This window comes from Truepera radiovictrix DSM 17093 (genome assembly GCF_000092425.1).
In the GTDB taxonomy this organism is placed as follows: domain Bacteria; phylum Deinococcota; class Deinococci; order Deinococcales; family Trueperaceae; genus Truepera; species Truepera radiovictrix.
Genome location: NC_014221.1, coordinates 1,586,838 through 1,600,010 on the forward strand (window position 1 = coordinate 1,586,838; position 13,173 = coordinate 1,600,010).

The following is a 13,173-nucleotide window of genomic DNA, read 5'->3' on the forward strand; positions in this document are numbered from 1 at the left end:
TGCGGGGCGTGAGGGGTTTGAGGCGGGGCGCGCCGGGTGAGGACGCCCCGACCATTCGGAAACCATTGACAAAATGCGCCAGGATATGTTAACGTTCACACTGAGGTCAACGACAACAGGAACCTTGGAGGAGGCGGTATGAGGGCACGTCGGTCGGTTTTGGTCGCGTTCGTAGGGCTCTGGCTAGGTGCGGCGGCGGCACAAGAGACGGGTTACGTGGGGATTGCGATGCCGACGCAGTCCTCCTCGAGGTGGATCTCCGACGGGCAGAGCATGGTGGCGTTCTTTGAGGAGAAAGGTTACCGCACCGATCTGCAGTACGCCGAGGACAACATCCCCAACCAACTCGCGCAGATCGAGAACATGATCGTCAAGGGCGTGGACGTGCTCGTGATCGCCGCGATCGACGGCACGACGCTCTCGGACGCGCTCGCGCAGGCGGCCGACCAGGGCATCCGCGTGATCGCCTACGACCGCCTCATCCGCGACTCGCCCAACGTCGACTACTACGCCACTTTCGACAACTTCCAGGTCGGCGTGCTGCAGGGGACCTATATCGTGGAGGCGCTCGGGCTCGAGAGCGGCGAAGGACCCTTTAACATCGAGCTCTTCGGCGGCTCACCGGACGACAACAACGCCTACTTCTTCTACGACGGCGCCATGTCGGTGCTGCAACCCTACATCGACAACGGGCAGCTCGTGGTGCGGAGCGGCCAGATGGGCATGAACCAGGTCTCGACGCTGCGCTGGAGCGGCTCGGCCGCGCAAGCCCGGATGGACAACCTGCTGAGCGCCTTCTACACCGACGCGCGCGTCGACGCGGTGCTCTCCCCCTACGACGGCCTCAGCATCGGGATCATCTCCTCGCTTAAGGGCGTCGGCTACGGTTCGGACGACCTGCCCATGCCCATCATCACCGGGCAAGACGCTGAGATCCCGTCCGTCAAGGCGATTTTAGCGGGCGAGCAGTCCTCGACGGTGTTTAAAGACACCCGCGAGCTCGCTCGGGTCACGACCGAGATGGTCGACGCGCTGCTGGCCGGCGAAGAGGTGCCGGTCAACGACACCGAGACCTACGACAACGGCGTCAAGGTGGTGCCCTCGTACCTGCTCGAGCCCGTCATCGTCGACGCCTCGAACTGGGAAGCGGTGCTCGTCGAGAGCGGCTACTACACGCGCGACCAGCTCGAGTAAGGCTCGAGGCGGCCCCGTCACGTCAGGGGCTGCCTGCTTTTTCGACCGGGAAACGCTGACGCTTATGACTGTAGAGCTACCTAACCCTCTAGCAAACACCGCGGCTCAGCCCCTTTTGGAGATGCGCGCGATCACCAAGACGTTCCCGGGGGTGCGGGCGCTCCACAACGTCTCGCTGAGGGTGCGCGAGGGGGAGATCCACGCGCTCGTCGGTGAGAACGGGGCGGGTAAGAGCACCCTCATGAAGGTCCTGAGTGGCGTCTACCCGCACGGGTCTTACGAGGGGGAGATCCGCTTTCGCGGCCAAGTGCGCGCCTTTCGCAACGTGCGCGACAGCGAGGCGTTGGGCATCATCATCATCCACCAGGAGCTCGCGCTCGTGCCGCTCTTGTCGATCGCCGAAAACCTCTTCTTGGGTCACGAGCGCGCGCGCTTTGGCGTCATCGACTGGTCGCAAGCGACCCTGCAGGCGCGCGCGCTACTCGCCAAGGTGGGGCTCGACGAAGCGCCCGACACCCCGGTGGCTGAGCTCGGGGTAGGTAAGCAGCAACTCGTGGAGATCGCCAAGGCGCTCGCTAAAGAGGTCAAGCTCCTCATCCTCGACGAGCCCACGGCGAGCTTGAGCGAGAGCGACTCCGAGGCGCTGTTAAAGCTGCTGCTCGAGTTTAAGGCGCAGGGGATCACCTCGGTGTTGATCTCGCACAAACTCAACGAGGTCGTCAAGGTAGCGGACACCATCACCGTGCTGCGCGACGGCGAGGTGGTCGAGACGCTCGACGCGCGCGCGGGGCCGGTGAGCGAGGCGCGCATCGTCCGCGGCATGGTGGGGCGCGAGCTGACCCAGCGTTACCCGCCCCGCACCCACCGGGTCGGCGAGACGCTCTTCGAGGTGCGCGGTTGGAACGTCTTTCACCCCGTGCAGCGCGACCGACGGGTGATCCACGACGCGTCGTTTTACCTGCGGCGCGGCGAGGTGGTCGGGCTCGCGGGGCTCATGGGCGCGGGGCGCACGGAGCTCGCCATGAGCCTCTTCGGTCGCTCGTACGGTCGGCGCGTGAGCGGCGAGGTGCGTCTGCGCGGCCAGGTCGTCGACCTCAGCACGGTCCCCAAAGCGATCGCCCAGGGCGTCGCCTACGTCACCGAAGACCGCAAGGCGCTCGGGCTCATCTTGGAGCAGGACATCCGGCACAACCTCACGCTCGCCAACTTGGGCGCCGTCGCCAAAGGGGTGGTGATCGACGCGCCCCGGGAGGTGGGGGTGGCTCACCGCTACCGCGAGGAGCTCCGCATCCGTTGCCGCAGCATCGAGCAGGAAGCGGTCAACCTCTCGGGGGGCAACCAGCAGAAGGTCGTGCTCGGCAAGTGGCTCTTCGCCGAGCCGGAGGTGCTGCTTTTAGACGAACCGACGCGCGGCGTCGACGTCGGGGCGAAGTTCGAGATCTACACCCTGATCAACCGCCTCGCGGCCCAGGGCAAGGCGATCCTCCTCATCTCCTCGGAGTTGCCGGAGGTTTTGGGGATGAGCGACCGCATCTACGTGATGAACGAGGGGCGCATCGTGGGCGAGATGGACGCTCGGAGCGCCTCGCAAGAGCGCATCATGCGCGAGATCGTCCGGTTAGAGGACGCCCCGCCGGACGCGCGGGAGGTACCCGTATGAGAGGAGGGCCGAGGTGAGCACCACCCCTTCGGCGCTGCCGCGCGCGCAAGTCGCTAGCGCCCGCGAGCTCGTGCGCCGCAACCTCCGCCGCTACGGCATGCTCGTGGCGCTGCTCGCCATCATGGTGTTTTTCCAGCTCCGCACGGGCGGCGTGCTGCTGCGCCCGCTGAACCTCACCAACTTGCTGCTGCAAAACTCGTACATCGTCATCATGGCGATCGGCATGCTGTTGGTGATCGTCGCGGGCCACATCGACCTCTCGGTCGGGTCGGTGGTCGGCTTCGTCGGCGCCCTCGCCGCCGTCTTGATGGTGCAGCAAGGTGTTCACTGGTTGCCGACGGTGCTGCTCTGCCTCCTCACGGGGGTGCTGATCGGGGCGGCGCAGGGGTTTTGGGTCGCCTACGCCCACATCCCGTCGTTTATCGTCACGCTCGCGGGGATGCTCGTGTTTCGGGGGCTCAGCCTGGCCTTGCTGCAAGGCCAGTCGGTCGGCCCCTTTCCGGGGGCGTTTCAGCGCCTCTCGTCGGGCTTTCTCCCGGACGTCTTCGGCGGGGGCGAGCTGCACCTCACCTCCCTCGTCTTGGGTGGGCTCGTCTCCCTCGCGCTCGTGCTGCTCAGCCTCCGGGGTCGGCGCAGCGCGCGCCGCTACGGTTTAGAGACCGAGCCGCTGGGGTTTTTCGTCCTTAAAAACGCGGCCGTTGTCGCCGCCATCATGTACCTCTGCTACCTGCTCGCCTCCTACCGCGGGTTGCCCAACGTGCTGCTGATCATGTTCGCGCTGATCGTCCTCTACACCTTCGTCACTACCCAGACGGTCATCGGCAGGCGCCTCTACGCCTTGGGGGGTAACGTCAAGGCGGCCAAGCTCTCGGGGGTCAAGACCGAACGCCTGACCTTTTTGACCTTTGTCAACATGGGCTTTCTCGCGGCCCTAGCGGGGCTCGTGTTCGCCGCGCGGCTCAACACGGCGACGCCCGGGGGGGGGAGCACCTTCGAATTAGACGTCATCGCGGCCGCGTTTATCGGCGGCGCCTCGGCCTCGGGCGGCGTCGGTACGGTCGTCGGGGCGGTGATCGGCGCGTTTGTCATGGGCGTCATGAATAACGGCATGTCGATTCTCGGGGTGGGGATCGACTACCAGCAGGTGATCAAGGGGCTCGTCTTGCTGCTCGCCGTCTTCTTCGACGTCTACAACAAGACCCGTGGCTAAGGGGGGGCTCAAATGGGCTCCCCAGGGGCGTCCTTATGGTAGGGAAGGGTTATGAGTGCTAGTGCCTCGCACCCCCCCAAAGCCGTCACGCTCAACGACGTCGCGCGCGCCGCCGGCGTCTCGCACCAGACCGTCTCGCGGGTCATCAACGAGCACCCTAGCGTCGCCCCGGCGACGCGCGCGCGGGTGCTCGCCGCCATTCGCGAGCTCGGCTACCGGCCGAACGCGCTCGCGCGCAAGCTCGTCACGGGGCGCTCCAAAACGGTCGGCATCGTGGGTTTCGGCACCACCTTCTACGGCCCCGCGCAGATGGTCTTAAGCGTCGAGCGGGCGCTCAAGGGGCGCGGCTACGGGTTTGCGCTGGCCTCGGTCGACGACCTCGAGCGCCCCAGCTTGGAGGGTGCGGTGCGCGAGCTAGGGCGCCACGACGTCGAGGGGCTGATTTTAATCACGCCGCTGCGCGAGGTGAGCCTCGCGGAGATCGACGCCCTTTGCGGCGGGCGGCCCTTCGTGATGATCGACGTCGCCAAGGGGAGCCCGCTCCCGTCGGTGGTCATCGACCAAGGGCACGGCAGCGCGCTCGCGACCCGGCACCTCGTGGACCTCGGGCACCACCATGTGGCCGAGATCAGCGGGCCGCTCGCGTGGCACGACGCCTGGGCGCGCCACGAAGCGTGGCGCGAGACGCTTCTCAAGGCCGGGCTGACGCCGGGGCGGAGCGTCGAGGGCGACTGGACCGCTGAGGGGGGCTACCGCGCCGCGGAGGCGCTGCTGAGCTCGGGGGAGCGCTTTACGGCGCTCGTCGTGGGCAACGACCAGATGGCGCTGGGCGCCCTGGCAGCGCTCTCCGAGCGCGGGGTGCGGGTGCCCGAGGAGGTCTCGGTGGTCGGTTTCGACGACGTGCCGGAGGCGCGCTTTTACCGCCCCCCCTTGACGACCGTCCGGCAGGACTTCGCGGAGCTGGGTACGCGGAGCGCCGCGTTGATCCTCAAGGCCATCGAGGCGCGCCGGGCGCCGCAGCTGCCGCCCCGACCCGAGCAGGTGTGTTTGACGCCCGAGCTGGTGGTGCGCCTGAGCACCGCGCCCCCACCGCGCTGACGCGCCGTGGGTTTAAGGGGAGGAGATGATGAGTGACGCTAGCGAGTTGCGCCGCGAGGTCTGCGCGCTCCACGCCTACTTGCCCGCCCACCGCCTGGTGGCCTGGACGAGCGGCAACCTCAGCGGCCGCGCGCCGGGGGCGAAGACGATGCTGATCAAACCCTCCGGGGTGATGTTTGAAGACCTCACCCCCGAGAGCCTCTGCGAGGTGGATATCGAGACGCTCGAGGCTAGAGGCCCCTACAAGGTCTCCTCGGACACCGCCACGCACGCCTACATCTACCGCCACATGCCCGAGGTCGGCGGCGTCGTGCACACCCACAGCCCCTACGCCACGGCCTTTGCCGCTGTCGGCCGCGAGATCCCCTGCTTTTTGACCGCCATGGCCGACGAGTTCGGCGGGCCGATCCCCTGCGGGGGATTTGCGCTCATCGGCGGCGAGGAGATCGGCCGCGAGGTCGTGCGGGTGCTGCGGGGCCACCGCTCGCCCGCGGTGGTCATGCAAAACCACGGCGTCTTCGCGCTCGGGCCGACCCCTAGAGCGGCGCTCAAGGCGGCCGTGATGTGCGAAGACGTCGCGCGCACCTCGTTTTTGGCGCTGCAGCTCGGTACGCCCGTGCCGTTGGCGCAGGAGGCGATCGACAAGCTGCACGAGCGCTACACCACCGTCTACGGCCAGTAAGGAGGCGCCGTTGTCCACCCTCGCCCACCTTCAGACCCCCGAGCTGTGGTTTGTCTGCGGCTCGCAGCACCTCTACGGCCCCGGCCCCCTGGCCGAGGTCGCCCGCAACGCCGAGGAGGTCGCGCGCGGCCTCTGCGCCGCCGCGGCGCTCCCGCTGCCCGTGCGCTACAAGGGCGTCCTGACCACCCCCGAGGAGGTCACGGGGCTCTGCGCGGCGGCCTCGAGCGACCCGTCGTGCGCGGGCCTTATTGTGTGGATGCACACTTTCTCCCCCGCCAAGATGTGGATCCGCGGGCTCGCCACCTTGAGTAAACCCCTCTGCCACCTGCACACCCAGCACCACCGCGACCTCCCCTGGAGCGCACTCGACATGGACCTCATGAACCTCCACCAGGCGGCCCACGGCGACCGCGAGGCGGGGGCGCTGCACGCGCGGATGCGGCTGCGCCGCAAGGTCGTGGTCGGCCACTGGCAGGACCCGGAGGTCGCGGCGCGGCTCGGGGCCTGGGCGCGCGCGGCGCACGCCTGGAGCGACCTGCAGGGGGCGGCGGTGGCCCGCTTCGGCGACAACATGCGCTTCGTGGCGGTCACCGAGGGCGACAAGGTGGCCGCCGAGCTGCGCTTCGGCGTCTCGGTCAGCGGCTACGGCGTGGGCGACCTCGCCGAACGGGTGGAGGCCGTTTCAGAACGCGAGGTCGACGCGCTCATCGACGTCTACGCCGCCGCCTACGACGTCGCCCCCGAGCTGCTCCCGGGCGGCGCGCGCCACGCTTCGCTGCGCGACGGGGCACGCCTCGAGCTCGGGTTGCGGGCTTTTTTAGAGGAGGGCCGCTTCAAAGGCTTTACCACCACCTTCGAGGACCTGCACGGCCTCAAGCAGCTCCCCGGTTTGGCGGTGCAGCGGCTCATGGCCGACGGCTACGGCTTCGGTGGGGAGGGCGACTGGAAGACGGCGCTGCTGCTGCGCGCGGCCAAGGTGATGGCGGGGGGGGAGCGGACGTCCTTTATGGAGGACTACACCTATCACCTGCACCCGGACGGGCACCTCGTGCTGGGCGCGCACATGCTCGAGGTCTGTCCGAGCATCGCCGCGGGGCGGCCGCGCTTAGAGGTCCACCCCCTAAGCATCGGCGGCAAGGCGGACCCCGTGCGGCTCGTGTTCGACGCGCCGCCCGGGCGGGCGGTCAACGCCTCGCTGGTGGACCTGGGGGGGCGGTTTCGGCTGATCGTAAGCGAGGTCGAGGCGGTCGCTCACCCCGAGCTGCCCAAGCTGCCCGTGGCGCGGGCCGTGTGGCGCCCCCTGCCCGACTTTAAAACGGCCGCTGCCGCCTGGATCTACGCGGGCGGCGCGCACCACACCGCTTTTTCATACGCCGTAACCACCGAGGAGCTCGAGGACTTCGCCGAGATCGCGGGCGTCGAGCTGGTGGTCATCGACCGCGACACGACCCTGCGCGCCCTGCGGCGCGAGCTGCGTCAGAACGACCTCGCGTACGCGCTCGCGGAGGGCTTGAGGGGTTAGGCGGCGCTCTTGCCCCGCTTGCCGCTGGGGGCGCCGAAGCGCTCGGCCATGCGCGCGGCGAGGTCCTGGCGCTGCGCGGGCGTGAGCTGCTCGAGGGCGGCGACCTTGTGGTAGCTGCGCGCGGCCAGGAGCAGCTTCGCGCGGTCGACGCCGTAGCCCTCGGCGCGCGCGACGAGCTCCGAGAGGCTCAGCTCGGGCTCGGCGGGGGCGTCTGGCAGCGTCAAAAAGGCGGGCACCGTGTCGTGGGCGGGGGGGACGTCCTCGAGCCGCTCCAAGAGCATCCCGAAGGTCGGGTCCTCGAGCTCTAGGCCGATGGGGAAGTGCGCGCTGTTACTCTTGATGACCGTCCCGACGCGCCGCGTCTCGAAGCCGTCGGCGCGCAGCGAGAGCTCGAGCATCACGTCGATAAAGTACTCGAGCCCGCCCCGGGTGATGGGGACGACTTGGCCGAGCTCGTTCTCCTCGGCCTGCTCGCGGCCCTTGGCGGCGATGTGGTCGGTGATGACCACGCAGGCGCCGCTGTCGATGCAGAGCCGCCGCAGCACCTCCTGGTAGAGCACCTGGTCGTCGTGCAAGAGGTCGGCGCTCGGTTGCGCGGTGGGGTCGCCCGTGCGCTCGCGAACCGCCCGCAACGTCTCGCGGTGTTTGCGCGCGAAGTAGAGGCTCCACGAGTCGAGGGCGAAGGCGCCGTAGCCCTGCGCGCGCCCCTCGCCCTCGAGCGCCCAGTCGATAAACTCGGGCAGCTCGTCGGGGTGGTGGATCTCGACCGCGTCGAACGCGGGTGCCGGCCCCGTGGCGCCGGGCAGGAGCCGCGACTTGCGTTCGACGTCAAGCAGCAGCAGCCGACCGACGCCGGCGCGCGCCAGCGAGGCGGCGAAGTGGCTTTTGCCGGTGCCCGCCGCGCCGCGCACCGCTACCACCAGCCGCTTCTGGCCGGGGCGGCGGCTTAAGGGGTTGACTCGGAGCGTCATGCGCGCATGATACCTCAAATAATGAGGCATTACAAGCTGTAAGTTACCCACCGCCCGCGGCGGGCGCTCTCCCGCGCGCCTACTCCGGCAGCGGCAGGGTGGCTAAGAGCCGCGTCCCCCGGCCCGGCGCCGAGGCGATCTCGAGGGTTCCCTGGAGCGCCTCGACGCGTTCGCGCATCGACGACAGCCCCAAGCGCCCGCTAAAGCGCGCCGTCGGGTCGAAGCCGACGCCGTCGTCGCAGACCTCAAGCCTCACCACCCCGTTCTCGGTGCTGAGGCTGAGCGACACGCGGCGCGAGCGCGCGTGTTTAACGACGTTGTGGAGCGCCTCCTGGGCGACGCGGTAGAGGGCGCTCTTGTGCTTCATGGGCAGCGGCGGTTCGCCGCTGACATGGCACGTGGCCTCGAGGTGGTGGCGCGCCTGCGCGGCGGCGGCGAGCTTGGTGAGCGCCCCCCCCAAGCCTTCGGCCTCGAGCATCTCGGGGCGCAGCTCGAAGATCAGCGCGCGCATCTCGCTCATCGCCGCCTCGGCCATGGCGAGCACGTACTGCAGCCGCTCCTCGACCCGTTCGGGGTGCGTTTTAAGGAGGCTCAGGGCGCTTTTGGAGCCCAGCGCGATGCCGTAGAGCGCCTGCGAGACCGAGTCGTGCAGCTCGCGGGCGAGGCGCTGGCGCTCCTCGAGCGCGGCGCTGTCTTGGGCGTCGGCTAAAAGCCGCGCGTTCTCGATCGCCAGCACGCACTGCCCCGCTAGGCGCCCCAAAAAGTCGCGCTCGCTTTCGACCTCGTAGCCCTCGGGGAAGTAGGCCAGGAGCACCCCGAGCGTCTGGGCGCGCAGCCGCAAGGGCACGCTCACCAGGGTGTCCCACGGGGCTCCTTGCAGGGCGGGGCGCAGCTCGGCGAAGGCGGGGTCGGCGAGGTGCGCCGCGCGCGCGCCGCGCACGACGCTCGCCCCCTCGCCGGCGAGGATCGCGCGGCCCGTCAGGGGCGGCCGCCCGGCTGCCAGCCCCGCGCGGCAGGCCGCGCCGAAGCCGCGCGGCAAGCCGTAGGAGCCGGTGACGTAACCGCGGCTTAGGTCCCCCTGAAAGAGCACCACGGCGGCCGCCGCGGCGCCGCTCGTCTTGACCACCCAGCGGGCGATGGCGCTCGAGGCCTCGTAGACCGAAGCGCCCGCGCCGAGGCTCGAGGCGACCCGCGAGAGGGTGTGCGCTTCGCGTTCGGCGCGGCGGCTTTCGGTGACGTCGTGGAGCGCCAGGAGCCCGGCGGTCTCGTCTTCCAAGGTGACCGGGACGCAGAAGCAGGAGACGACGCGCGTGCGGCTCCCGCAAGGGTGCGCGACCTCGAGGTCGCGCGTCTCCGCGCCCCCGCGCAGGGAGCTCGCGAACCAGCGCTGCGCCTCGATGCGGGTCGCGGCGCTTACGCACCCAAGCAGGGTGCTGGCGCGCAGCGCCTCGTAGGGGCGGCCCAAAATCGCGCAGCCGCGCGCGTTGATGTGCAAAAAGCGCCCGTCGGCGTCTAGGAGCGCGAGCCCGTGCGCGGCCACCTCGAACATCCGCGCGAGCATCTCGGCCCCGAGCTTTTCGAAGGGCGTTTTGAGCGTCTCACTCAAGGCTGACGAGCCCCTCTTTAAGCGCGAAGAGCGCGGCTTGGGTGCGCGAAGCGAGGCCGAGCTTGGAGAGCAGCCGCGAGACGTGCGTTTTGACCGTCAGCTCGGAGAGCCCGAGCGCCGCGGCGATCTCCTTGTTCGACTCGCCGCGCCCGATGTGGCGCAGGATATCGGTTTCGCGCGCCGTCAGGGCCTCGCGCATGTCGCTCGTGCGCACGCTCCTTAGGAGGCGCTTGGCGGCCTCCGGGTGGAGCCGCACCTCGCCGCGCGCGGCGGCGTAGATCGCCTCGACGAGCCCCTCGGCGTCGGTATCTTTGAGCAAGTAGCCCGTCGCCCCCGCCTGCACCGCGCCCGCCACGAGGCGGTCCTCCAAAACGCTGGTGATCGCCAGCACTTCGACCTCGGGGTAGCGCGCTTTGATCTCGCGCGTCGCCGCGACCCCGTCTTTGACGGGCATCAGGAGGTCCATCAACACGACGAGTGGGCCGCCCCCCGCCGCCGTGAGCGCGGCGACCTGCTGCAGCGCCTCCTCGCCGTCGCGCGCCTCGCCGACGACGACGAGCCCGTCGTCGGGCTCCAGAAAAAACCGCAGCCCCTGGCGCACGACCGCGTGGTCGTCGACGAGCAGGATGCGGATCGCCGCTGACGGCACCTCCTGTGCTGCCTGCTGTTCCATGGCTCTAGTCTAGGCTATGGGCGGCCGGGGTGCCGGTAAGGGGCCGACGCGGCGAGCATACCGCTTTACGGGGCGCGGCGTCCCCGCTCCGCGCGCCCCTCCCGAACGGTTTGGAGGCTGCGGTTGACCACCAGGTGGGGTGTCGCCGAGGCGCGCAGCACCCGTTCGGTCACCGAGCCGAGCCCCAAGGGGCCGCGCGCGGTGAGGCCGCACGCCCCCATCACCGTCAGGTCGGCGCGGCGCTCGGCGGTGAGGATCGCCGCCCCCGCCTCCTCCTCGACGAGCGCTACCGCCGCGGTGACGCCCGCCGCTTCGGCGCGCCCGGCGGCGTGCGCCAACAGGGCCGCCGCGGCGGCCCGGTCGCGGGCCGCGGCAGCGGGCTCGAGCGCGTGGAGCAGCGTGACCCGAGCGCGCAGCGCCCGCGCCAGGGCGAGTCCTTGGGTCACGGCCGCCTCGCCGCAGGGACCGCCGTCGAGGGCGATGAGGAGGTGTCTCAACGCGGGCGCATCAAACTCGGCGTCGCAAGCGCCCGCTCGCATGTCGTCGGGCAAGCGCACCACCAAACAGGGGCCCTCGGCGCGGCGGAGCACCTCTTGGGTCGCCGAGCCCAGAAAAAAGCGGTCCAAGCCTAGGCGGCTGTGGCTCCCCAAGACCGTGAGGTCGTGCGCCGCCGCGGCCGCCAAGATGGCCCGCGCCGGCCGGTCGTCGTTTGGGAGCTGGGTGCGCACCCCGATCCCGGCGGCTTGTGCCCGCGCCGCGGCGGCGGCGAGCAGCGCCGCCCCCGCCCACTTCAGGTCGCTCGCCAGCTCGGGGGCGTAGGGCATCCCCGGTGGCAGGGCGTAAAGGCCCGCCATGGGGTCGACCACGACGTGTAGCAGCGTGAGCTCGGCGTGGCAGGCGCTAGCTAGCGCCAAGCCGTAGGGGAGGGTGTGCGCCGAGGCGGCGGAGCCGTCAAGCGGCATCAAGATGCGCTCGATCATGGGGTCTCCTGGAGAAGAGTCTGACGGCCGCGCGCGGCGGCGTCGGCCCCCAAGAGTGGGGTTGGGCCACCCACTTTCGGTGTAGGACCGCGCCCTGTGGGCTTTGCGCGCGTACGGCCTCCGGGCGTTGGCGAGGGGCTCTGCCGCGCGGCCGCCGCGCGCCCCGGCGACCGCCAAAAGAGGGTGCACCATCCCCCCCAAAAGAAAGTCGAGTCGGGGCGGTGGGCGCGGGATACTAAAAGCAGCTGCTTCGCTTACGGCCGAGGGCCGCGAAACGCACGCCGAGACGCCGGGTCAAGCCGATTCACGTATTGGAGGAGCGCTGTGAACGAGTCACCCACCCCACCCGAGCCGGAGCGCCCGGTGAGCGAAGGGGCGCCGCAGGGCGCCCCCCCGCCGGAACCGCCTACCGCGCCCCCCCCCGAAGCGCCCGGTTCCCCCAGCGGGGCGGTCTTTATCACCACCTTTTTGCTCGTCGTGATCCTGCTGCTCTGGTTCGCGACCTTTTTCCTCAACGCGGCGCGGGGTTGACGTGGCCGAGTACCCCAACCCCGAACCCTACCGCGACGCGCACCCCGGCGCGGCCCCCGATCCGCAGCGCGAAGCCCACGAGGAGCCGCACCACGACGCGACGCACGAGGCGATCGCCCGTTGGGAGCGCCGTTGGCTCAACGCCGCGGGGCTGCTGCTGGTGCTGTTTCTCGTGCTGATCGCCTACTCGCTCGCGACCGAGGGGGGACACATCGCGCAGCGCAGCGGGCGCGCGGCGCCCGATCAACTGACCGCGCTCGAGCTCTTCGCCAACCCCGGCGTCACGGTGACGAACCTGGGCGCGGGGCGGCCGCCCGAGGTGCAAGTCAGCGTGGTCGCGCAGTCGTACGCCTTTAACCCCTCCGAGATCCTCTTGCCGGTGGGCGCCGTGGCCACCTTTTACCTGACCTCCCGCGACACCCAGCACGGTTTTCAGGTCGAGGGGACCAACATCAACGTGCAGCTCATCCCCGGGGAGATCTCGCGCTTTACCTACACCTTCCGCGACGCCGGCGTCTACCGCGTGACCTGCAACGAGTACTGCGGCATCGGCCACCACAACATGCTCGGCACCATCCGCGTGCTCTACCCCGAACAGCTCGCCGCCGCGCAGGACCCCGCGGGGGCGCAGGAGGCCGCTCTGGCGATCGGCGAGGGGGTCTACGCGGCCAACTGCGCGGGCTGCCACGGCGCCTCTGGTGAGGGCGTCGCCGGCGCCTTTCCGCCCCTTGCCGACGGGCACGCCGCCGCGCTCGCCGCGGCCGATCGCAACTACCTCCCCAACGTGCTGCTCTACGGCCTCGCGGGCCCGATCACCGTCCGCGGAACCGTCTACAACGGCCAGATGCCCGCCTGGTCGGCCTTGTCGGACGAGGAGATCGCCGAGACCATCAACTACCTCCTCGCCTCGTGGGGGAACGCCGAGGCGCAGCCGGGGGACCCGTACACCGCCGACGAGATCGCCGCGGCCCGCGCGACCCCGCGCTCGCCGCAGGAAGTGCACGCCGAGCGCCACGCGCTGGCGCTCGAGTAGCCTCGGAAAGGAC

At 69.9% G+C, this 13,173-nt stretch carries 12 protein-coding genes; 8 read left to right on the forward strand and 4 right to left on the reverse strand.

Translation table 11 applies throughout. The features are described from left to right. Window positions 1-138 precede the first annotated feature (138 nt). The 6 genes from chvE (at window position 139) to araA (ending at window position 7,366) form a co-directional block, all read left to right on the forward strand. Window positions 139-1,194: a multiple monosaccharide ABC transporter substrate-binding protein gene (gene chvE, locus TRAD_RS07350; protein WP_013177973.1), complete on the forward strand. Its 1,056-nt coding sequence runs from the start codon at window positions 139-141 to the stop codon at window positions 1,192-1,194. A gap of 121 nt (window positions 1,195-1,315) precedes the next feature. Continuing rightward, on the forward strand, window positions 1,316-2,854 hold the full coding sequence (gene mmsA, locus TRAD_RS07355) for a multiple monosaccharide ABC transporter ATP-binding protein (protein ID WP_041947751.1): 1,539 nt from the start codon (window positions 1,316-1,318) through the stop codon (window positions 2,852-2,854). A 13-nt stretch (window positions 2,855-2,867) separates the two neighbouring features. Then, window positions 2,868-4,064 (forward strand): multiple monosaccharide ABC transporter permease, encoded by a 1,197-nt coding sequence (gene mmsB, locus TRAD_RS07360; protein ID WP_013177975.1) that lies wholly within the window; start codon window positions 2,868-2,870, stop codon window positions 4,062-4,064. 51 nt (window positions 4,065-4,115) lie between these two features. Further along, window positions 4,116-5,162 (forward strand): LacI family DNA-binding transcriptional regulator, encoded by a 1,047-nt coding sequence (locus TRAD_RS07365; RefSeq protein WP_013177976.1) that lies wholly within the window; start codon window positions 4,116-4,118, stop codon window positions 5,160-5,162. A 28-nt stretch (window positions 5,163-5,190) separates the two neighbouring features. After that, window positions 5,191-5,844 (forward strand): L-ribulose-5-phosphate 4-epimerase, encoded by a 654-nt coding sequence (locus TRAD_RS07370; protein ID WP_013177977.1) that lies wholly within the window; start codon window positions 5,191-5,193, stop codon window positions 5,842-5,844. Between the two features lie 10 nt (window positions 5,845-5,854). Then, window positions 5,855-7,366: an L-arabinose isomerase gene (gene araA, locus TRAD_RS07375; RefSeq protein ID WP_013177978.1), complete on the forward strand. Its 1,512-nt coding sequence runs from the start codon at window positions 5,855-5,857 to the stop codon at window positions 7,364-7,366. On the opposite strand, the gene TRAD_RS07380 is transcribed toward araA, so the two are convergent. From TRAD_RS07380 to TRAD_RS15190, 4 genes are all read right to left on the reverse strand, one after another. After that, the gene (locus TRAD_RS07380) at window positions 7,363-8,337 is read right to left on the reverse strand and encodes a DEAD/DEAH box helicase family protein (protein WP_013177979.1); all 975 of its coding nucleotides are present in this window, start codon (window positions 8,335-8,337) and stop codon (window positions 7,363-7,365) included. The genes araA and TRAD_RS07380 overlap by 4 nt on opposite strands. A 79-nt stretch (window positions 8,338-8,416) precedes the next feature. Continuing rightward, the gene (locus tag TRAD_RS15185) at window positions 8,417-9,943 is read right to left on the reverse strand and encodes a PAS domain-containing sensor histidine kinase (protein ID WP_013177980.1); all 1,527 of its coding nucleotides are present in this window, start codon (window positions 9,941-9,943) and stop codon (window positions 8,417-8,419) included. Further along, the gene (locus tag TRAD_RS07390; RefSeq protein WP_013177981.1) at window positions 9,936-10,616 is read right to left on the reverse strand and encodes a response regulator; all 681 of its coding nucleotides are present in this window, start codon (window positions 10,614-10,616) and stop codon (window positions 9,936-9,938) included. Before TRAD_RS07390 ends, TRAD_RS15185 begins: the two co-directional genes overlap by 8 nt. 65 nt (window positions 10,617-10,681) lie before the next feature. Continuing rightward, on the reverse strand, window positions 10,682-11,596 hold the full coding sequence (locus tag TRAD_RS15190) for a universal stress protein (RefSeq protein WP_013177982.1): 915 nt from the start codon (window positions 11,594-11,596) through the stop codon (window positions 10,682-10,684). A 324-nt stretch (window positions 11,597-11,920) separates the two neighbouring features. Between TRAD_RS15190 and TRAD_RS07400 the strand changes: the two genes are divergently transcribed. Continuing rightward, a complete protein-coding gene (locus TRAD_RS07400; protein ID WP_013177983.1) occupies window positions 11,921-12,127 on the forward strand; it encodes a cytochrome c oxidase subunit 2A in 207 nt (68 codons plus the stop codon). A 1-nt stretch (window position 12,128) separates the two neighbouring features. Continuing rightward, window positions 12,129-13,160: a c-type cytochrome gene (locus TRAD_RS15195; protein WP_013177984.1), complete on the forward strand. Its 1,032-nt coding sequence runs from the start codon at window positions 12,129-12,131 to the stop codon at window positions 13,158-13,160. Window positions 13,161-13,173 lie beyond the last annotated feature (13 nt).